The sequence below is a fragment of the Pseudaeromonas sp. HNCC25DJ182 genome (assembly GCF_055413365.1).
In genome coordinates, this window is sequence record NZ_JBVAYG010000021.1 from 12,349 (window position 1) to 32,951 (window position 20,603).

14 protein-coding genes are annotated in these 20,603 nt (G+C 58.9%); 7 read left to right on the forward strand and 7 right to left on the reverse strand.

Annotated elements, in window-relative coordinates; translation table 11 throughout:
• Positions 1–28: 28 nt before the first annotated feature.
• The gene (gene sgrR / locus ACZYUB_RS15040; protein WP_463949071.1) at positions 29–1,774 is read left to right on the forward strand and encodes an HTH-type transcriptional regulator SgrR; all 1,746 of its coding nucleotides are present in this window, start codon (positions 29–31) and stop codon (positions 1,772–1,774) included.
• A gap of 21 nt (positions 1,775–1,795) precedes the next feature.
• Here sgrR and ACZYUB_RS15045 read toward each other — a convergent pair whose 3' ends face one another.
• The 5 genes from ACZYUB_RS15045 to ACZYUB_RS15065 all read right to left on the reverse strand — a co-directional run bounded on the left by ACZYUB_RS15045 (position 1,796) and on the right by ACZYUB_RS15065 (position 6,852).
• Entirely contained in the window at positions 1,796–2,272 is a 477-nt protein-coding gene (locus tag ACZYUB_RS15045) for a Dps family protein (RefSeq protein ID WP_463949072.1), read from the reverse strand.
• Positions 2,273–2,451: 179 nt separating this feature from the next.
• Positions 2,452–2,844: a phosphate-starvation-inducible protein PsiE gene (locus tag ACZYUB_RS15050; protein WP_463949073.1), complete on the reverse strand. Its 393-nt coding sequence runs from the start codon at positions 2,842–2,844 to the stop codon at positions 2,452–2,454.
• Positions 2,845–2,916: 72 nt separating this feature from the next.
• Positions 2,917–4,959: a transglutaminase TgpA family protein gene (locus ACZYUB_RS15055; RefSeq protein ID WP_463949074.1), complete on the reverse strand. Its 2,043-nt coding sequence runs from the start codon at positions 4,957–4,959 to the stop codon at positions 2,917–2,919.
• Positions 4,949–5,950 carry a DUF58 domain-containing protein gene (locus ACZYUB_RS15060; protein WP_463949075.1) on the reverse strand — a complete coding sequence of 334 codons (1,002 nt, stop codon included), beginning with the start codon at positions 5,948–5,950 and terminating at the stop codon, positions 4,949–4,951. Before ACZYUB_RS15060 ends, ACZYUB_RS15055 begins: the two co-directional genes overlap by 11 nt.
• Positions 5,947–6,852 carry an AAA family ATPase gene (locus ACZYUB_RS15065; RefSeq protein WP_463949076.1) on the reverse strand — a complete coding sequence of 302 codons (906 nt, stop codon included), beginning with the start codon at positions 6,850–6,852 and terminating at the stop codon, positions 5,947–5,949. The genes ACZYUB_RS15060 and ACZYUB_RS15065 overlap by 4 nt, the downstream gene beginning before the upstream one ends.
• 197 nt (positions 6,853–7,049) lie before the next feature.
• On the opposite strand from ACZYUB_RS15065, the gene ACZYUB_RS15070 reads away from it, so the two are divergent.
• The 3 genes from ACZYUB_RS15070 to ACZYUB_RS15080 all read left to right on the forward strand — a co-directional run bounded on the left by ACZYUB_RS15070 (position 7,050) and on the right by ACZYUB_RS15080 (position 11,195).
• Complete coding sequence (locus ACZYUB_RS15070) at positions 7,050–9,884, forward strand: DUF2339 domain-containing protein (RefSeq protein WP_463949077.1); 2,835 nt, start codon at positions 7,050–7,052, stop codon at positions 9,882–9,884.
• Positions 9,885–10,019: 135 nt separating this feature from the next.
• Positions 10,020–10,196 (forward strand): hypothetical protein, encoded by a 177-nt coding sequence (locus tag ACZYUB_RS15075; protein ID WP_463949078.1) that lies wholly within the window; start codon positions 10,020–10,022, stop codon positions 10,194–10,196.
• 231 nt (positions 10,197–10,427) lie between these two features.
• Positions 10,428–11,195: a tetratricopeptide repeat protein gene (locus ACZYUB_RS15080; protein ID WP_463949079.1), complete on the forward strand. Its 768-nt coding sequence runs from the start codon at positions 10,428–10,430 to the stop codon at positions 11,193–11,195.
• Positions 11,196–11,276: 81 nt separating this feature from the next.
• Here the strand turns inward: ACZYUB_RS15080 and ACZYUB_RS15085 are convergent, their stop codons facing one another.
• Positions 11,277–14,204, reverse strand: coding sequence for a two-component regulator propeller domain-containing protein (locus tag ACZYUB_RS15085; RefSeq protein ID WP_463949080.1), 2,928 nt, complete (start codon positions 14,202–14,204; stop codon positions 11,277–11,279).
• Positions 14,205–14,560: 356 nt separating this feature from the next.
• Between ACZYUB_RS15085 and ACZYUB_RS15090 the strand changes: the two genes are divergently transcribed.
• A complete protein-coding gene (locus ACZYUB_RS15090) occupies positions 14,561–16,120 on the forward strand; it encodes a diguanylate cyclase domain-containing protein (RefSeq protein WP_463949081.1) in 1,560 nt (519 codons plus the stop codon).
• 19 nt (positions 16,121–16,139) lie between these two features.
• Here the strand turns inward: ACZYUB_RS15090 and ACZYUB_RS15095 are convergent, their stop codons facing one another.
• Positions 16,140–17,024, reverse strand: a complete 885-nt coding sequence (locus ACZYUB_RS15095; protein ID WP_463949082.1) for an AraC family transcriptional regulator — start codon at positions 17,022–17,024, stop codon at positions 16,140–16,142.
• 175 nt (positions 17,025–17,199) lie between these two features.
• Between ACZYUB_RS15095 and ACZYUB_RS15100 the strand changes: the two genes are divergently transcribed.
• Positions 17,200–18,357: an iron-containing alcohol dehydrogenase gene (locus ACZYUB_RS15100; protein WP_463949083.1), complete on the forward strand. Its 1,158-nt coding sequence runs from the start codon at positions 17,200–17,202 to the stop codon at positions 18,355–18,357.
• A 234-nt stretch (positions 18,358–18,591) separates the two neighbouring features.
• Positions 18,592–20,514, forward strand: a complete 1,923-nt coding sequence (locus ACZYUB_RS15105; RefSeq protein ID WP_463949084.1) for a PAS domain S-box protein — start codon at positions 18,592–18,594, stop codon at positions 20,512–20,514.
• Positions 20,515–20,603: the final 89 nt, after the last annotated feature.

The window sequence follows — 20,603 nt, forward strand, 5'->3', positions numbered from 1 at the left end:
GACTTTATTTAAATAGGGTTCCTCTTTTATGCCGTCCCCGCGTCTGGAGCAGCAGTACCTCAAATTGCGAGCGCACTTTGGTGATCAAGCCGCCGAGACCACCTTACAGGCGTTGGCCGAGTTGTTCGTGTGCACGCGGCGGCATGTGCGCAACCTGCTTGGACAGATGGAGACCGAGGGCTGGATCCAGTGGCACTCGAGTGCGGGACGCGGCCACCGCTCGACCCTGATTTGCCGTTATGGTGTGGAGCAGTTGCGGCAACATCAGGCGGAGAGCCTGCTGGCGCAGGGCTTGGTGGAGCAGGCGGTACGGTTATTGGGGGCAGAGCCGGAGCAGTTGACGCCGCTGTTGCTGCGACAGTTAGGCAACAAGCAACAGCAAGAACGCCAGGTGCTGCGGGTTCCCTATTACCGGCCGATGCCGAATCTGCATCCGGGCTTGCCCTTGCGGCGTTCCGAGGCCCATCTGGTGCGGCAGATCTTCAATGGCCTGACCCGGATAAATGAGGAAAATGGGGAAATCGAGGCCGACCTGGCTCACCACTGGCACTCGAATGACAGTCGGCACTGGCGGTTTTATTTGCGCCCGGCGGTGCGTTTTCATGATGGGCGGTTGTTGCAGGTGGCGGATGTCATCGCTTCCCTGACGCGATTGCAGCAACACCCGCTGTTTGCCCACCTGCAGACGATCCGCGCCCAGGGCGAACGGGTGGTCTGCGTCGAATTGAGTTGTGACGATCCCCGCTTGCCTTGGTTGCTGGCGGATGTGATGGCGATGATTTTGCCTGCCGATCAGCAGCTCCGGGCTGACTTTGCGTCGCGTCCGGTGGGTACAGGCCCCTATCGGGTACAGGAGAATAATCGCTTCCATCTCCATCTGGTGGCATTTGATGACTATTTTGGCTGGCGTGCACTGCTGGATGAAGTGGATATCTGGATGTTGCCCGCGTTGGCTGAGCAGCTGGAGCTTGGCGAACGCCAGGTCTGCGGTCTGGATGTTCACGGGGAATTGCCCAGTGGTGTCACGGCGCCGCAGCCGGATGCGGGCGCTCCTGCGGCGGAGATGGTCCTGGAGCAGGGGGGGTATTTCTTGCTGTGTGATAGCCGCTCGAGTTGTTGGCAAACGGCGCCAGCCCGGCGCTGGATCCAGGCTCAACTCAATCCCTATCCACTGATGAGTCGGGTGCCGTTAGCGATCCGTCGTTATTGGGCACCCGCTGCCAGTCTGTTACCCCAGTGGCTGCATGAGCAAACACCTGGCGAGTCGATGCCGCCCTGGCCGGCATCCGTTGCCACTTCCGAGCGGCGACTGCGGCTGGCTTACTATGAACAGCAACCTGAGTATCGGATGCTGGCCGAGGTGATGCAGCGCATGTTGGCCGCGCAGGGAGTGACGCTGGAGCTTGTGGAATTAGCTTACGCCGATTGGCAGCAAGGAGAGGTGGACGTGGATCTCTGGCTGGGCTCGGTGAACTTTGCCGCGCCCAGTCTCTGGAGTGTCGGGACTTGGCTATTGGGCAACCCGCTGCTGCGCCGCTCCATCAGTGGTGGCGACATAGCGTTATTACAGCACTGGCATCAGGCTTGGCGCTGCGAGCAACTCGATAGCGAACACTTGATGGCCGAGGTGATCGGGGCCGGTTGGTTGCAACCACTGTTTCACCACTGGTTGCGGTTGCAGGGACCGGCCCAGGCGCGAGGAATTCGGCTGAATAATCTGGGGTGGTTTGATTTCAAATCCGCCTGGTTGGCACCGGATGCCAACCAGGGGTAACGCATGCTGGAGAGAAGCTGGTTATTCCAGCAGGCTGCGCAGCATCCAGGCCGTTTTTTCGTGTAACTGGATACGTTGGGTCAGCAGGTCGGCGGTGGCTTCATCGTGGGCCTGCTCAACCAGGGGGTAAAGCGAGCGGGCCGTACGCACCACGGCCTCCTGCCCTTCGACCAGCTGGCTGATCATCTCGATGGCCTTGGGCACACCTTCACTCTCCTCAATCGAGCTCAATGCCATGAATTCCCGATAGGTACCCGGAGCCTGGACTCCCAGCGCCCGAATGCGCTCGGCAATGGCGTCGACGGCCAACGCTAACTCGTTGTACTGGGTCTCAAACATCAGGTGCAGGGTCTGGAACATGGGACCGGTAACGTTCCAGTGGAAGTAGTGAGTCTTCAGATAGAGGGTGTAGGTGTCGGCCAGCAGGGCGGATAGTCCTTGTGCAATCGCGTGCCGATCGTCTTCGCGGATCCCGATATTGATGGTTTGGATGCTCATGATGGTTTCCTCATCGTCTATGGCCAGAAGTGGTCGATGCGGTCACTGTAGCGGGATCCGGGACCGGAATAAAATCGCTAATACCACTTTAATTAATAGGTCTTAACGATTGATCATGGCATGAAATTCCCCTGCGATAGGCAGGGGAACTGGTGAGCCTGCTCTTCTGACGTTTGACCTTAATCTTCCGGCTGGTAAGGAAAGCGGTAATGGCCATAACGGATGATGAAGACACTGATGGCCAGCACCAGTGCGGTTCCTGCCACGCCGAACAGCCGCCAGGTATCCATCTCCTTCATGTCCAGGATCAGATAGCGGGCCAGGGCGACAATCGCGATATAGATGGGGATGCGGATCGGCAGTTTACCCATTTTCAGATACATGGCGACCATCGCCAGCACTTCCAGATAGATAAACAGCAGCAGCAAGTCCGCCAGGGTCACCGTCATCACCAGGGCCATGGTGTAGATCTGGTGGCTAATGGCGATTAGGGTCGCACAGGCAACGACAATGAGGCCGAGTAATTGTCCCCACTCCAGTATTTTGTGGGCCCACTTCTGCATCAGTTCCATGTTTCTATTTCCACCATCATGTTGATGACTTGTTAAATCTGGCGCTAGGGTATCCTGAAAATGTGATGCGCATCAAGAATTCCTGCGGTTAAGGTGACGATTCAGACGTCGTAGCTGCCGAAGCAACCGACGCAGTGTCGGGATCTCCTCTGCCTGAGCTGCGGGATGGGCATATCGGCCATGCAGATAGGCGGTGGTGATCCGCTCGAGTGTTCTGGCTGCCGGGTGGCCCTGTTGCAACAGGCGATCCCGGTAGGCGCTGGGCGTTTCTGCCGGTAGGCGCGGCGAACCACTGCGTGCCAGATACTGGCAGGCTTGTTGGTACAAACCCAGCAGTGGATCCGGCGGCGTTTTTCGCCGGTAGAGCCAACCCAGCGCGATGGCAATTGCCAGCGCCAGCAAGGTACCGCCCAACAGGATGAGCAGGCGGCCACCGACACCGGAAGAAAACCAGCGTTTGAACAGACCTTCTTGTGCCTGGGCATCGTAATTGAGGATCCAGATGGTCCAGTGGTAATCCAGGCTGGCGAGGGCCAGACGCAGGTTATTCAGCAGCGCTATATGCCGGTAACGACTCAGACTCAATGGATCCTCGGCCAGAAAGCCCTGATCTCGCATCAGGGCATCCAATCCTTGCTCGATCCGATCGGGTGCCACCATCAGGGTCGGATCGACCCGCTGCCAGCCTCCGGGTTGCCACACCTCGACCCAGGCATGGGCATCAAATTGATGGACGCTGACATAGTCATCTTCCGGGTGGTATTCGCCGCCCAGATAGCCGGTGACCAGCCGCGCCGGAATGCCGGCGGCCCGCAGTATGAATGCCAGGCTGCTGGCGTAGTGGGCGCAGAATCCGGCCCGGGTCGAAAACAGGAACTGATCGATGCTATCGCCGGAGAGTGGCGGCGGGTTCAGGGTGTAGAAAAAGGGTTGCTGGCGAAAGTACTGCAAGGCGGCCTGTAGCAGCGCCTGATCGTCGTCGGGAAATTGTCGCCGTAGCTCGATGGCCATGGCCCGCGCCTGCGGGTTGCCGCCCACGGGCAGCGCCAGATTCTGCTGGCGGCGTTGCGGGCCGAGTTTCGGCTCGCTCGGCTGCTGGGGAAAGTAACGCAGGGCAAACTGTTGCTTTTGGGTGAGCGGCGTCGGACTGATCAGGGTCTGGACCGGAGTCTCGAGCAGCGTCTGATCGGGGGAACTCGAGAGTGCCAGGGTGTAAACCCAACTCTGGTTGCTCGGCTCGGTATAGAGCCGATAGTCCCTGCTCGCTCCCTGCCAGTGCTGAGTGCTGGGTGTTGCTCGCCAAGGCTGGTAGCGGCGGCTTTGCTGGCGGCTCTGCCAGTCACGCAGGCCTGGGCTCATGCGCCAGCTATGGCCATCGAAGGACTCATGCACCAGAGTGCGCCAGTAGCGCTCGGTTGGTGGTGGACCGGAAAAACTGGCCCGGAACACCAACTTGCTGGAGCGCGTCAGCTCGGTGATGTTCTCCGGGTTCACCTCTTCTCCCAGCCCGGTGATGGCGCTTCGGGTCTGTGGCATCTGCCACAGGGGGCCAAGCCGCGGCAGGATCACAAACAGCACCAGCATCAGGGGAATGCTCTGGGCAACCAGCAAGGAGGCCTGGCGCAGCTGTTCGCGGCGGCCGGTTGGCAGATAGAGGGAGAGCAAGGCGGCGGTATTGAGCAATACGCTGGTGAGCAAATAGAGGGTCACCAGCCAGTGCTGGTGATAGACGAAACTCAAGCCCCCCAGGAAAAACAGCGCCAGGATGTGCAGCCCCAGATCCCGACGCTGGCGGAACTCCAGAAATTTCAGGGTGCAGCCCATGACCAGCAGGTTGAAGATCGAGCCGACCAGACCCAGCTGCGGCGAGAGAACGGCAATCAGCAGAGATCCCAGCACCGCGGCACCATTCAGTTGACGCTGACTGGGCATCCGGCTCCGACCCTGTTCGATGGCGTAGCGCCAGCCGATGGCGAGCAGGGCAATGCCATAAATCAGCGGACTGAGCTCGGAGTACAAAGGCAAGACGGCCAGGCCATAGCTGGCACTGATCCAGCCCAGAGTCGAGCGGTTGGTGCTGCGTGGTGTCGGTGGCGTCATGGGACTAGTGGTCATAGAGGGAGCCGCCATACAGTGCCAATGCCTCCAGTGCCGCCAGGCGTTGTCCGGCTCCGGAAGCCGGATCCAGACGCCAGGCTCCCAGATCCAGACCATAACGTTGCTGTTGTTGGCTCAGTTGCAGCACCGCATAGCTCAATCGGCTGAGTTGTTCTTCCAGATCCTGGCCCGGAGTGTGTGCCAGCCACAGCCAAGGGTGCTGCCAGGGTTCGGCGGCGAATTCCTTACTGAACAGACCCCGACCTTGAGCCTGCTGACGCCAGGCGATCTGGCTGAGTGATTCGCCGGGACGGTAGGGGCGCACCCCCACCAGCTCATCACTACCGGAGTGTTGACCGGGGTGCGGCAAGACGGCCGCGGAGTCGGTGGCAGACGCCTCGTCCGTTCCGGGCCCTGCGCTCAACGGCAGGGGACCTGCGATGGGGGCTGGGTAGATTAGCGCCTGCTGTTGCAGATCCAGCAAGGTCCAGCAGCGCAGCAACCCTAATGGATAGTGACTGGCAAGCCGCAGCCGACCGGGCTTGAACCAGCCACGACGCTGGGGGTTGAAGGTGACACCCAGCGAGCCTTGCTGTTGCAGCTCGGGCAATAACTCCTCGGCGCTTCCCTCGGCACTCAGTTGTATGGCATAGCGGCTACGCTCGTCGGCGGTGAGCTGCACGGCGAAGCGCAGTGACTGACCGACAAAATGCGGAGCTGTCGATAGGGCACTGATGGCGAGCCCAGCCAGATTGCGATAGCAATGCCAGATGCAGGTGACAAACAGGCTGAGCAGCAGCAGGGCCATGGCCAGGATCAGATTGTTCTGAAAGTTGGTGCCCAAGAGGTAGAGCATCAAGACCATCAGCAGATAGAGAGCCCCAAAGCGGCTGGGGAAGATAAACAGGGTACTGTGATGCAGTTGCACCCGCGGGGCCGGGGGCAGGCGGCGTTCGATCCAGCGACGCCACCGCGGTTGCCAGAGCCTGGCGAGTGCGGCCCGTATCATAGCACCGGATCCACCAGCGCCAGCAGTTTGTGGCTCAGGCTCTGCTGGCTGCCGGGGCGGCTGGGACCACTGCGTAGCCGGTGTTCGGCGACGGCGGGAAACACCGCCTGCAGATCTTCGGGTAACAGATAATCCCGATTGGCCAGGAAGGCCCAGGCCTTGGCGGCCGCCAACAGGGCGCGACTGGCGCGGGGGGACAAGGGATTGGGTACCAGCTCGTTGCGGCGACTCTCCTGGACCAACGCCAGCAGATAATCGAGAAATGCGGGGGCCGCGCTGACCTGACTGACGGCCTGTTGCAGGGCCAACAACTGCGTGCTATCCAGCAGCGGATCCAGGGCTTCTTGCTCTGGTAGCAGCAACATCTGCAACTCGGCTTCCTTGCTGGGATAGCCCAGCTCGATACGCATCAGGAAGCGATCCAGCTGGGATTCCGGCAGCGGGAAGGTCCCGGCCTGGTCCTGGGGATTTTGGGTGGCGATGACAAAAAAGGGCGCCGGCAGGGTGCGGGTGATGCCATCGGTCGAGATCTGGCGTTCGGCCATGGCTTCGAGCAGGGCGCTCTGAGTGCGCGGGCTGCCGCGATTGATCTCATCGGCCAGCAACACCTGGGTAAAAATCGGGCCGGGATGAAAAGTAAAGGCGGCATTGGCCTGATCATAGATCGACAGTCCCAACAAGTCGGCGGGCAACATGTCGGAGGTAAACTGCACGCGCTGATAATCTAGTCCCAGCAAGGTGGCGAGAGAGTGGGCCAGGGTGGTCTTGCCCATCCCCGGTAGATCCTCGATCAGCAGATGGCCGCGAGCCAACAGGCAGCACAAGGCTAAGCGCAGTTCATGGGGCTTGCCGAGGATGACGCGATTGAGCTGGGCGAGCAATTGATCAGTCAGCGGGTTCATTCCAATACTCCCTTCTATTTCTTCCATTATGCGTGAGCCTTGGGTTGCCGTCATATGAAGTAGTTGTTTCGTTTGGCTATTTCATGGCTGGATCGCGATCCGGGCACCGGGATCCTGCCTGATGTTGCAGGTCGACGATGGGCGTCATACTCTGAAGCTTGGCATGCCGGAGCGCCCCGGCTTATCGGGAGTGGGACATGGATGGTTTGATGCTGCTGTTTGGTGGACTGGTGTTGCTGGTGTTAGCGGGCGCGATCTGCGGCCTGATTGCGCTTAGTCGCCTGTCGGCACTGGAGCAGGATTTACGCAAACAGCGCCAGCAGTTGCAGGCTCTGGAACAAACGCTGGCGCGGGTGCAGGGGCGGCCAGGCGCCGCCCAATTGCATCGGGTGACTGAGTTGTCGGCCAGCGCAGGTGCTACGGCCATGTCAGCTGCGCCCGAGCCTGTTACCTCCTCTCCTGCGTCGTCTGTCACACCTCCGGCTACGGCTTTGGCAGCCGATATCGCGCCGCAACCCGCAGCCTTGCAGCCGACAATCGCAGATAGTGTCGCAGACGATGAACCTTCGACGGCTCATCCCCAGGCGGTTGCTGTTGCGTCAGTCGGTGCTGGCGAGCCGCCAGTTACCGCGACGTCGCCAAGCTCACCGGCACGACTGGAGCGGGATATCGCCTCGCGTTGGATGGTCTGGGTCGGTGGCGTGGCTCTGGCGCTGGGCGGGGTCTTCCTGGTCAAATTCGGTGTCGAACACAGCGTATTGGGGCCGAGCGGGCGGGTGATTGCCGGATTGGTGTTGGGATTGATTCTGGTGCTGAGCAGTGAGTGGTTACGGCAGCGGGAAACCCCGCTGGCGCTGCCGCGCCTAGGGCAACAAGCCGACTATGTGCCGGCGGCGCTTGCCGGTGGCGGCGTGATCGCCTGGTATGCCAGCCTGCTGACGGCGTTCGAACTCTATGATCTCATCTCCCCCGGTCTGGCCTTCGTGCTGCTGGCCGGGGTGTCGTTGCTGGCCATGGCGCTCTCCTTGCTGCAAGGGCCCCTGTTGGCGGTGCTCGGGTTGCTCGGTGGTTATCTGGTCCCTGCGCTGGTCTCGACCGGGCAGGGCAGCCTGACCGGGCTACTGAGCTATGTCGCGCTGGTGTCGCTGGCCGCCCTGGGCCTGCAGTTCCGGGTGCAGCGTCGCTGGCTGTGGTGGGGCACCTGTGTCGGGCACTTCCTCTGGTTCTTGCTGGCGCAGAGTCTGTATCGCGATGAAAGCAGCTTCATGTTTGGCTACCTGCTGCTCTCTTTGTACGCCTTTATCGCGCTGCCCGGTTTGGGATGGCGCCTGCAGAGCACGGCCCTGCGGCTGCCCTTGCAGTGGCGCAAATGCCAGACCGCCATCAAGGATGCCCACTGGATTGCCGTGATCGGGACTCTCTTGCTGGTCGGTCTGCATCTGTTTCTGGATTATCCGCTGGCCGGTTGGTTGGCGCTGCTGGGTGCTGGCGTGGGCGCCTATGGGCTGGCTCGGCGGATCGCAGCCCTGGATCTGCTGCCCTGGTTGGTCGGTTGCGGTGTGCTGGTCAGTGTCTGGGCCTACCATCTGCCTCTCGAGCAGTGGGGTCAGGTGGGCTGGGCGCAACTGGCGTGGCCTGAGTTATGGTCGCTGTGGCGTTGGGGCATGGGGCTGGCCTGTCTGCAGGCGGTATTGGCTCTGCAGTGGCTGACCGTGGCGCGCCGCGGTGGGCTCTGGGCCTCCTGGGTGGTGGTGCTGCCGCTGGCGATGCTGGCTCTGCTCTACTGGCGCTCACCGGTCGGAGCCGCTGATTTCTGGGCCGATCAGAGCCTGCTATGGCCGCTGCAGGGGCTGCTGCTGTTTGTCACCTTCAGCGCCCTGGCCGAGGTGCGGGGTCGTTGGTCCCATGGCGCTCGGGTCGCGCTGCTGGCCGGTGGTCAAGGTGCTCTGACTCTGGTGTTTATCATGCTGCTGGCCGATGCCAACCTGACACTGGCTCTGGCGCTGCAACTGGCAGGCTTGGCTCGTCTGGGGCAACGGGAAGGCGATCTCGTTCCCCATTGGTTGCTCAAGGGGCTGGCGATGGTGATTGTGGCCCGGCTCTCCCTCAACCCCTGGTTGCTGGATTACGCGCTGCAAGGGCGGCTGGGACTGCACTGGAGCCTGTATGGTTACGGCATCCCTGTGCTTTGCTTCTTTCTGGCGGCGCGCTGGCTACCCCAACGTCCTGGGGCGAGCACTAACGACTGGCTCGAGGCGGGCGGCGTGGAATTGCTGACCCTCTGGCTCACGCTGGAGGGCCGTTACTGGCTGAGCGGTGGCGATCCCTGGCATGGGGATTACACCTTGGCCGATGCCGCGCTCAATGCTGTGACCTGGGGGGGGCTGGCACTGGTCTATGGTTGGAAGGCGCGGCTCAACGGTGCTCTGGCCCGGGTGTATGCCATCGCTTCACCGCTGTTGCTGATTCTGATGATGGCCATGACGCTGCTGGGCTCCAGCCTATGGTTCAATCCGCTGTGGGTCACCACCTCGGTGGGGGAATGGCCGATCCTGAATCTGACCCTGCTGGCCTGGGGGATCCCGACTCTGCTGAGCGTATTGGCACTGGTGTTCCTGGCCCATCCGCACTGGTTGCGCCGGGTCAGTGCGGTGTTTGTATTTTTCAGCGGCATGCTCTATCTCACCCTGATGGTACGGCAGTGGTGGCAGGGGGCCGATATCTCAGGGTTTGCCGTCTCCAATGGTGAGCAGTACAGCTATTCGGCGGTGTGGCTGTTGACGGCGATTGTCCTGATGCTATTCGGTGGCTGGTTGGCCATCGCCCGGGTACGTCAGGCGGCACTGTTGATCTTGCTGGTGGCTGTATTGAAGATATTCCTCTGGGATATGGCCGATCTGGAAGGTCTCTATCGGGCGGCATCGTTTCTCGGGTTGGGGCTATGCCTGGTGGGCTTGGGCTGGTTTTATCAACACTTTGTGTTACCACTCGCCACCCCGCGTGACGAGGGCGAGGTGAGTCGACGAGAGTAACGTGAGTAAAGGCTATGCTAAACCTGAAGGACACAGCGGCTGTCGCTGAGCTGCTGTCCCGGCGGGCCGCGACGGGGCTCTTGTCGATGTCGGGTAATTTGCAGAAGTTAGTCAGGTCACAGGTGAGGAGCGCTGATGTCGCGATTGGTTCGTTGGCGTATCCGGCGACGCAAGGTGCGCCGGGCGGGGTTATTACATGGCTGGCTCAGCTTGCCCCATGGTGATGCGTTGCCTGTGGCTACGCCGGGCACCGCTGCAGATGCACCACCCACTGCACTTCCCGATCCCGCACCGCACGATCAACGGTCGTGATGATCCTGCTTCATCTGTGAGCGAGCTGCTGGTTTTTTGATCCACCTTCAACATCTCCATCTGGCTGCTATCTTGCGCCGTCAACAGGTAATACATTGATAGCGCTTAAAAAATGGCTAGCCAGCGCCCTGCAACTACGACAACAGATGACCCCCGCTTGGCCGGTGGTTGCGCTGGCGGCTCTCGACTGAATATCGGGCATGGGCCTGATTGCGAAAGAAGGAATCCACTGTGACCCGAGTACTGGTCTGGCTGTGCTGCCTGGGCGTGAGTGTTCCGCTGGCGGCGGCCGACGATGGTATCGCGGCATTTCGTCGCATGGCGGTGCAGGGCAATGTCGACGCCCAGTTTGCCGTGGCTGAGGCCTTCCAACGGGATAAATCCGCCGAGCAGGCAGCCTTTTGGCTACATATGGCGGCTGAGCAGCAGCATCGATTGGCCCAACGTGAGCTTGGGGCTGCCTATGCCAATGCTATCGGCGTGGTGAAAGACGAGGGGCAGGCCCTGTACTGGTATCGCAAGGCAGCGGAACAAGGGGATGTGGCGGCTCAGTCCGCACTGGCGGTGGCCTATGCCTACGGCCGCGGGGTGGCCATTGATTACAAACAGGCCATCTATTGGGCGCTGCAGGCCGGTGAGCAGGGTGATGTCACCGCCCAGATCCTGCTGGGGGCGGCCTACGCCACCGGCGAGACGGTGGCCAAGGATTATAAACAGGCAGTTGCCTGGTACCGGCGGGCGGCCGAGCAAGGCAAGGGCGTGGCGCAATTTCAGGTGGGCGTCGGTTACGCCAATGGCTTTGGCGTGCCCAAGGATTGGGTGCAGGCTTACGCGTGGTACGCGCTGGCGGTCCATAATGGTTACTCCGATGCCGAGTCCTGCCGGGTGCGGATGGGGGAAAAACTGACGCTCAGTGAGCGCACGGCGGCCGAGGCCCTGTTGAAGGAATGGCAGACGGCGTTCAAACCTCATTCTTCACCGACCCCACAGACCCATTAACTGCTTCACGTGGCCTGAGAGATCCTCAGGCCAAGCCAGAGCCAGAATCAGCGCCTGTCTCAGCAATCCTAGCCACCAACCTCAGTCCAATGGCGTTTCCTGCCAGCACACCACCCGATTGCGGCCATGAGCTTTGGCCTGATACAGCGCCTGATCCGCCAGACGCAATAACTCCTGATAGTGCGTGATGGCGTGGGTATCGCAGACGCCGAAACTGGCGGTCAAGCGCAAGCCGGTGGCGATGGCGGTGTAATCTGCCTCGGCAATCCGCTGACGCATGCGTTCGCAGCAGGCGTGAGCCTGGCGGGCATCAAGCCCCGGGAATATCAGGGTAAACTCTTCTCCGCCCCAACGAGCCAATAACCCCGAGCCGGGCATGGCGTGACGCAAGGTTCTGGCCACGGCACAGATCGCCTGATCGCCGATGACATGGGACCAACGGTCATTGATTTGCTTGAAATGATCGATATCGACAATGGCCATCGCCAAGGGTGTTTGTTGCTCTTTTGCCGTCTTGAAGGCGGTGAGCAGTTGTTCATCAAATGCCCGCCGGTTGGCCAGCCCGGTGAGTTGATCCTCCCGCGCCTGACGCTCAAACGCCGTGGCTTGCTCCTGCAAGGCGGTGGTTTTTTCCGTCACCAAGCGGGTTAGGCGCGCCTCATTGCGGCGCAATGTATGGAGTCGGAATTGCACCGCCAGCCACAGCACCAGACCACCGCCCAGCAGCATCAGCAGTTGAAACTCGATGCGCTGCCAGAAGAAGGGCTGGATGGTGAAGCGCAAGCTGGCTTGCTGGCCCTGCCACTTGCCATGGGGGTAGCTGGCCATGACCTGGAACTGATAGGAGCCCGGTGGCAAGTTGGTGTATTCCGCGCTGGCTTCATGGTTGCGCTCGATCCAGTGGGGATCGAAACCGGTCAACTGGGTGCGGTAAAGGATGCGGCTTGGGATCACATACCCCAAGCCGGCGTAGCGGATGCGGATCCGGCTGGTCCCAGCCGGTAATTCCAGGTTCGGGCGCAGGGCGAGGGAGCGGCCATCCACATCCATGGCTTCGATCACGATGGGCAGCAGCGTCTCACCGGCATCATTGATGCGTTCCGGGCGCACCCGCGCCACACCCCGAGCGGTGGCCATCCAGACACTGCCATCGCTGCGCAGCAGGGTAGCGGCCGGATTGGAGCCGCCGTTGGCTTGGGCACTGACCAGGCCATCGCTCTCGCCAAACACCTCAACATGCAACCGCTGGGCGCGGCCCTCGGTGATGGCGCGGGCGTCTTGCTGCTGGATGCGGAACATGCCGCGGTTCGAGGTCAGCCAGAAGGCCCCTTGCTGATCGGGAACCACCTGAAACAGTTTATCGACCGGTAAACCGGCGGCGCGGCCCACCACACTCAGGTGGCCATCGGCAAACCGGTAGTGCACTAGACCCCGATCGGTAGCCATCCACATGCCATTGGGCTCGCCGTAGAAGCCAAACACATATTCGGCGCCCTCCTGCTGGTGGATGGGGACGGCGGTAAAACGATCCTGTTCCAATATCGCCACCCCGACTCCGGTTCCGACCCAGATCCGCTGTCGGGCGTCTTGGTACAGTGAGATGACAAAATCAGCGGGCAGGCCGTCGGCCGCCGTGTAATGACGGATCTGGCCATCGGCGCTCAGTCGATCCAGACCGGCGGCGGTCCCCAGCCAGAGATTGCTGTGTTGATCGACCAGCAGGGCGCGGATCTCATTGCTGCTGAGCCCCGAGCGCTGATCCCGGACTGGCGTCAGGCGGTTGTGCTGCCAATGCAGCAAGCCATTGGTATAGGTTCCGACCCAGACACTACCGTCCGCTTCTTCGGCCAGACTCAGTACCGAGACGGGAGCATCGCCATCGGGCGAGGGGATGGGAGTCACCTGGCCGTTCTGCCAGCGGCTCAAGCCGGTGCTGGTCCCCACCCACACGCTGCCGTCGGAGTGGGCCAGCACGGCGCGCACATAGTCACCGCTGAGTCCCTGGCGGGAGGTCAGGGTGGTGAACGGCGCGGCGCGTAACCGAAACAGTCCGGCGTTGGTGCCAATCCAGATGTTCTGCTCCTGATCCTGCAGCAAGGAGAGCACCCGGTTCTTCAGTAGCCCGGTTTCGGTTTCTAGGCGCTCCAGCCCGGCTGGGCTCAGGCGATAGATGCCATGATTCATGGTGCCAATCCAGAGATCCTGCTGTTCGTCGAGCAACAGGCTGGTCACGGCGGCATCGGCTAGGGCGGGCTCCAGCGGTTTGAAGGTATCGCCCTCTTGCCGCCAGAGACCTTTCTCGGTGCCTAGCAATAAGGGGCCATTGGCTTGCTGCACCAGGGTAAAGATCCGCGGTGCTGGCAGCGCTCCGGGGAGGGGGACGTGGCGGGGTTTCTGCTGCTCGACCACATACAAGCCCCGATCGGTGGCGATCCACACCCGCCCTTGCGCATCCTCGGCGAAGCGATAGGCGCTCAACTGGGTCAGGATCGGCTGGCCGTCGTTGTACTGGCCGTCTCGACCCATCGAACGCATCACCACCCCCTTGCCCTCCATCGCCAGCCACAGGTTACCCAGACGATCCTTCCACACTGCATTGATCATGGTGGCGGCAGGCGCATAGGGCTGCCACCGATCGCCGGTGACGCTGACCAGGCTGCCACGCGCCCCGGCCAGCAATAGACTGCCATCCGCTTGCGCCTGTAATGATTGAATGCCGGAATCCAGCAACCCGGTCTGCGGGCTGCGTTCATAGAGTTTGAATTCCCGGCCGTTATAGCGTGCGACCCCTTCCCAGGTGCCAAACCACAGATAGCCCTCGGTGGTTTGCGCCATGGTATTGATGCTGTTGTGGGGCAAGCCATCCTTGGTGGTCCAACCTTCGACAAAATAGTCCGCCAAGGGTATCCGTGCGGCCCAGCTCAGGGACGAGAACAGGCTACAGGCGAGAAGCATCAGGCCACGGCTGATGCGGGAGAGGCGCTTGCGACATCCATATTCAGGTTTCATATCCATCCATCACTAATCCGTGATGCTGTGACCCGCCGCTGGCTGCTTGTGCGCGGCAGGGGGAACACCAGCATCAACTGCATATCCGGGGCTGCTGCCGAGGATCGGACAGGCTGATTGCCGTTGATTGTTGGTCAGAATACCTCTGGATCCGTTATTCTTTCATCACTGAATGCGCAAAATGATAATTGCTTTGCACATTCTGGATTTGCTGTTGGACATTCCCTAACCTGCTCACCACTATGCCATTAGCGGAGGCACTCTCGTGTTGCAGAACCAGTTAATAAACAGTGATGTGTCAATAAGAAGAAATGAAAAGCTCCGGCTGGAGATATAAGAATTATAAGGGGGCATGCATGGTACAGCGACGTTTGTTCCAGTTGTTTTTCAGTGTAATTATATTTGCCTCTGGCATGGCGCTGTCTATTTATACCTATCAAGGGGTAAGGAAAAGTGATGAGGCCAAAATGTTGGCTGAATTGCAGAAAGAGACGTATGAACAGAGTGTCAGAGCTAGTTTATTGTTTACTCGCGCACCACAAATCCTGAATTCATTTGCCGCTTTATTTGTTGTTTCTGATTTCGTTAGTCAACAGGAATTTAAAAACTTTGCATCCTATTTGATAAAGAATGAACAAGAGATTTCGGCTGTTATGTGGACGCCATATGTCTTGGCCGAGGAGCGTAAAAAATATGAAATGATACTAATGCACGAAATGGGACATGATCACGGATTTATTGATATTCAATATCCAGATCGTCATCAAATAGCATCGCCATTACGGAACTTTTATTTTCCCATTATGTATGTCGAACCCAGAGAGCAGGGAGCGAATTTATTGGGTATTGATCTGAATGGCCGCCCGCTTAATCATGCGCTGCGGATGGCGGCGATGAATAGCGGTTTGGTATTTACGACACCAGTGTTTTCTGAATTAACAGATCCGCATGGTGCTGCCATGATTGCCATCTATCATCCGGTCCATATTCCCCATCCCAAAAGCAGTAAGAAACCAGGAAAATTTTTGGGCTTTCTGCTGATGTTAATGACGCCTGAAGTATTAATGCGCTCCGAGTTTGGTGACGAGAGCCAGAGTCGATTTTTTATGCGCTTGATTGATAAAGATGATGGAGAGCGCCAGATTGCTATCAATCGGAAAGACAATCATAGTACGCCACCGCAACGAACGTTTCGTTATGATTTCCCAATGCCGGGACGACACTGGATTTTGGAATTATATAGCAGAGAGCCGATGCATTATGATAATACGGCCAGCTTTTTGCTGTTATGTCTGCTGACGTTGACTGGTGTTATCAGCTTGGCCTTTTATCGTGGGGTCAATAATTTCACGAATTTAAAAATCAGAAATACCAGTCTGGAATTACAACGTCGGGAATTAAAGTTACGGGCCAATTTTGACAGTTTGACCGGATTGCATAATCGCCGTTATTTCCAGGATAAGGTCGAAGCGCTACTGAACCAACCAGCGCGTGAATATGAGATTGCCCTCTGTCTGTTGGACTTGGATAATTTCAAACAGATCAACGATGTTTTCGGCCACAGTCAGGGGGATTTATTGCTGAAGTTAGTGGCGGATGCCTTGACCCGGGAAACCCGCCTGGGCGATCAAGTCGCCCGTCTGGGTGGCGATGAGTTTGCCCTGGCGTTATTAGTCACCCCTGGCGCCAGTGATATTGGCTCCATTCTGGATCGCCTTCTGGTTTTAATTTCGGCTATTGGTGGCGAGGTTTCTGAAAATACCGTAGCCATCAGTGCCAGCATCGGTATTAGTGTGTCGTCGGCCGACAACAACGATTATGAATTATTAACTCACCAGGCGGATGTCGCCATGTATGCCTCGAAGAAGCGCGGTAAAAATACCTATACGTTTTACACTCCCGAGTTGGCTGGATGAGATTGGCCAGCCAACGGCGTCAGCCATTGCTCTGGTGGCCGCGGGGATTGTTCTGGAAATGGCGTTTGTATTCGCGGCTGAACTGGGAGGGGCTGTTATAGCCCACCAGGGTGGCGGCTTCGGCAATGCCGCGGCCTTCACGCTGGATCAGCTCCCGTGCCCGGTTGAGGCGGATTTGCTTCATGTATTGCAGCGGTGAGACCCGCGTCACCTGACGAAAGGCGCGATGGAATGATGACACGCTCATATGGGCTTCGGTGGCGAGCCCTTCGACCGTCAGCGGGGCGGCATAGTCGCGATGAATGCGCCCCAACACCCGGGCGATGCGCGCGTAGTGGCTATCGTGGCGAGCCAGCTCCAGCAGCACATAGCCATTAGGGCCGGTCAGTACACGGTAGAGGATCTCCTGCAGGATGCCGGGTCCGAGAACGCTGGCTTCACTCTTGTTCGTCAGCGTGCCGAGCAGACGTTCACAGGCACTGAGCATGGAGGGTGACAGGCTGACACTGGAAAGGCCGCATTCGATGCTGCGGCACGGCTCCATCGGGGATTCTGGCGGAAACAGACGCTCGATCAATTGGTGTAGCGACTGGGCGTCGATGTCGATAGCTAGTCCGAGCATGGGCTCATCCGGACTACAATGGGCCTCGCATTCCAGCGGCAGCGGCACACCGACCACCAGATAGGAGTCGGGGCCATAGGCGACTTGCTGTTCCCCCAGATGGATGACCTTGTGGCCTTGCCCCATGATGAGCAGTCCGGACTGGTAGGTGAGGGGTTGCCGAGGGCTGCCCTGGGAGAAGCGGAAAAAGTGCACACCTGGTAGGCTGGTGGCCACGGAGCCTTCCAGCTGCTGCAGCCCCATCTGTTCGACATAGTCTTGCATGGCGCGGGCCAGGGTCATCGTTGCCTCTCCTCATCGGTGATTGGCTTAACTTGGTAGAAATAGGCAAGTATTTGCCATGAATGTCGCTTACCGGCGCTTAATCTAGCAACTATTATGATAGTCGTCATCCACGGCATGCCTCTGGCGCCGCCGTGTATTCCTATCGGCACTTCAGACTAGACAAGGGCATATGATGAATAACTTTACCTACTTCAATCCGACCCGCATTCATTTTGGCGAAGGGCAGATCGCCAAGCTGGCCGAAGAGCTCCCGGCCGACGCCAAGGTGCTCATCACCTATGGTGGCGGCAGTATCAAGAAGAACGGCGTGCTGGATCAGGTGCATGCTGCGCTGGCGGGCCGTAGTTTTCAGGAGTTTGGTGGCATCGAGGCCAACCCCCATTTCGAGACCCTGATGCAGGCGGTTGCCGTGGTCAAGGCCGAGTCCATTGACTATATCCTGGCGGTGGGCGGTGGTTCCGTCATCGACGGCAGCAAGTTCATTGCCGCAGCTGCGCGTTATGAAGGCGATGCCTGGGAAATCCTGCAAACCTATGGCAGCAAGATCAGCGATGCGGTACCGCTGGGAACTGTGCTGACACTGGCGGCTACCGGCTCCGAGATGAACAATGGCGCCGTGATCACCAAGGCGGAGACTCAGGACAAGTTGTTCTTCTTCTCGCCGTTCGTGCAACCGCGCTTCTCCATTCTGGATCCGGTGACCACCTATACGCTGCCGGCGCGCCAGATCGCCAACGGCGTGGTCGATGCCTTCGTACACACCCTGGAGCAGTACACCACCTATCCGGTCAAGGCCAAGGTGCAGGATCGTTTCGCCGAAGGTTTGCTGCGGACCCTGATCGAAGAGGGCCCGGTTGCGCTGGCCAATCCGCAGGATTATGACGTGCGCGCCAACCTGATGTGGACGGCGACCATGGCGCTCAACGGTACCCTGAGCACCGGCGTGCCGACCGACTGGGCCACACATATGATTGGTCACGAGATCACCGCACTGTGCGGCCTGGACCATGCCCAGACCCTGGCTATCGTGCAAACGGCGGTGTGGAAGCACAAGTTCGCCGCCAAGCAGGCCAAGCTGGCTCAATACGCCGAGCGGGTGTTTGACGTGCGTGAGGGCAGCGAAGAGCAAAAGGCTCGTGCCGCCATCGAGCAGACTGAAGCCTTCTTCACGGCCATGGGCAATCCGGTACGTCTGTCCGCCTACGGTGTGGGTGAGGAGGTGATCGACAAGGTGGCCGCCAAACTGACCGAGCATGGCCATGTCGCGCTGGGTGAGCACAGCGATATCACCCCGGACGACGTCAAGCAGATCCTCCGTCTGGCGCTGTAATACACCATCACTGGGCGGTGTAATCGCCAGAGCCAAGTAAGTGCCAGACCTAAGCAAGCGCCACCCTAGAGGTGGCGTTTTTTATGGCGCTGAGGCCGTTGTTGCTGTTGCCCAAGCTGAAATTGGGTGCCCCCATGTTTATCCTCTGCGGACACCCATTCGTGAAATGAGTTTAAAAAGCACAGCGTTAGTTTGCCTATACTCACCCATATCACTTACCTGAACGTATCGACCATGTCCTCATACCCAATGCCTCCTGATGAGGTGGAACGCCTGGATGTGCTACATGCCCTTAATCTTCTGGACACACCGGCAGAGCCCGTTTTTGACCGCATCACGCGCTTGGTTGCCAACATATTGAATGTGCCCATCGCCTTGGTTTCCTTGGTGGATGCGGATCGGCAGTGGTTCAAGTCGCGAGTGGGGCTGGAGGCGAGCGAAACGCCCCGTGAAGTTGCGTTTTGTGCCCATGCCATCACGCAGACCGCGCCTATGATAGTGGTAGATGCGACCCAGGATGTGCGCTTCGAGGATAATCCGCTGGTGACCGGAAATCCGAATATTCGCTTCTATGCGGGGGTGCCTTTGCGCAGTACGGGGGGCTTGGCGATAGGCACCTTGTGTGCCATCGATTCCAAACCCCGACAGTTAAGCGCGGATGAAACCAACATCCTCATTGACCTGGCGGCATTGGTGAGCAAGGAGGTGCAACTGCGTGAGGCCGTGATCCTCACTCGTCATCAGATATCCCATTCAGAGCAGGCCATTGAGGCGGTCGAGGCGCGCTTTCGAACCGTATTTGAGCGTGCAGGCGTAGGGATTGCCCTGGTGGCACCTGATGGTGGCTGGATCCGTGTCAATGAGGCGCTCTGCCAGATTGTCGGTTACAGCGAGGATGAACTGATCAAATTGACTTTTCAGGATATTACCCACCCGGATGATCTGAATACCGATTTGTCCCTGTTGCAGCAGTTGATTGATGACGAGATAGATCGTTATCAGTTGGAAAAGCGTTACATAACGAAAGAGGGCGGCACGGTCTGGATCCAGTTGATCGTCACCAAACAGATGAGCCAGCAGGGTGAGCTGGAATATTTCGTCTCAATTATCAAAGATATACAGGCCCGCAAGGAAGCCGAAGAGTCGTTAGCCGAGCTGCGCAAGGACTTGGAAGAGCGGGTCGAGACCAGAACTAAAGATTTACGCTTGGCCAATACCATGCTCGCTTCCTCGATGGAACAACAACTGCGCTCCGAGCAGGAGTTACGCAAGCGCGAAGCTGAGTTACAGATGGTGCTCGAGAACGCCAATGACGCTTATGTCTGTATCGACCAGGCCGGAGTGATCAGCGACTGGAATCGGCAAGCGGAACACACCTTTGGCTGGAGCAAGCAAGAAGCCATAGGTCGCAGACTCGATGAATTGATTATTCCCTCATCCGAGCGTGAAGCGCATCGCGCCGGGATGAAGCGTTACTTCGCGACGGGCGAGCACCAGGTGTTGAATCAACGGCTCGAGCTGACAGCGGTGCGACGCAATGACGAGACCCTGCCGGTAGAAGTTCGTATCTGCGCGTTAGCGATTGATGGGAAAACCATTTTCAGCGCCTTTTTACATGATATTACCGAGCGCAAAAAGGCCGAGGCCATCCGTGAGCATGAGGCGTTGCATGATGCGTTGACCGGTTTACCCAATCGCCGGGCGCTGTTTAATTTGTTACCGCTGGCCGTGGCTCGAGCCAAACGCAATCAGATCGGGTTGGCGTTGTTTTTTCTCGATCTGGATGGTTTCAAGCAGATCAATGACACTCAAGGACATGAGGCGGGTGATGCTGTGTTGCGTGTTGTTGCTGCACGCCTGCGAGAATGTATCCGACAAACCGATACCGCGGTGCGCCTGGGTGGCGATGAATTCACGGTCGTGTTGGAGAACCTGAAGCATGGCATCACGGACGCCTATCAAATGGCAGAAAAAATATTGGCCGTGATTCAACGACCGATACCTCTTGGGTCTGTGACCTCCACCATCAGCGCCAGTATCGGTATCGTGCTGCATGATCCCAACGATACAAACACCGCCGATCAACTGGTCAACCGGGCCGATGCGGCTATGTACGAAGCTAAACGAGCAGGAAAATCCCGGATCTGTATGCAGTGATGGTGGCACGCGATTGTGAATCTACATCCTACTTGTCAGGCTCCCAGAGCACCGGTGCCGCCAGCCTGAACTGGCTGCCCTTCTGAATT